Origin of the sequence: Marivita geojedonensis (genome assembly GCF_002115805.1) — a bacterium.
Taxonomy (GTDB): domain Bacteria; phylum Pseudomonadota; class Alphaproteobacteria; order Rhodobacterales; family Rhodobacteraceae; genus Marivita; species Marivita geojedonensis.
In genome coordinates this window covers 1-670 of record NZ_JFKC01000072.1, presented here as the reverse complement: position 1 = coordinate 670, position 670 = coordinate 1, and the positions used below count along the sequence as shown (strand labels likewise).

Below are 670 nucleotides of genomic sequence, written 5' to 3'. Positions count from 1 at the left end.
TCAGAACATGGGATGCAGCACGAAAGTGAGTTGCCGATTGGAGAAAGACATTTCTTGGAGAGCGCTAGATGAAACTTCTTAAAGCTCTAGTTTTCGCGAATGTAAAGCTGCTGCAAGGCCCTCGCTTTTTCCAGAAGAGGATCGATTGATGGAGGGCATTGATCTGCTTTGGGTGGTCATCGCCACTACGCTATTGTTCTTGATGCAAGCGGGCTTTCTTTGCCTCGAAACCGGAATGACCCGCTCAAAAAATAATATCAACGTCGCGATCAAGAACTTCTGTGACTTCTGTGTTTCAGCTCTGACGTTCTGGTTTCTGGGCTTCGGACTGATGTATGGTCTGAGCTATCAAGGGTGGATCGGATCGGATCTGTTCTCCCTCGACTTTGCAAAGGCCTCCCCGTCTCTTGCCGTCTTCTTCTTGTTCCAGGTGATGTTATGCGCGACGTCGGTCACGATCCTCTCGGGGATTGTCGCGGAGCGGATGAAGTTCGGGGCCTATCTCTTCGTCGCTGTGATCGTATCGGGGTTCCTCTACCCGATTGCAGGGCACTGGAGCTGGGCCGGGCGATTGTCCGAGGGGTCAGGCTGGCTTGCAGAGTTGGGCTTTGTGGATTTTGCCGGGTCGACGGTGGTTCACAGCGTTGGGGGTTGGGCGGGCCTCGCGCTT

At 53.6% G+C, this 670-nt stretch carries 1 protein-coding gene; it reads left to right on the top strand.

Annotated elements, in window-relative coordinates:
• Positions 1-148: 148 nt before the first annotated feature.
• Positions 149-670 (top strand): ammonium transporter (locus MGEO_RS21060; protein ID WP_143746346.1); only part of this gene is annotated, 522 nt, incomplete at its 3' end.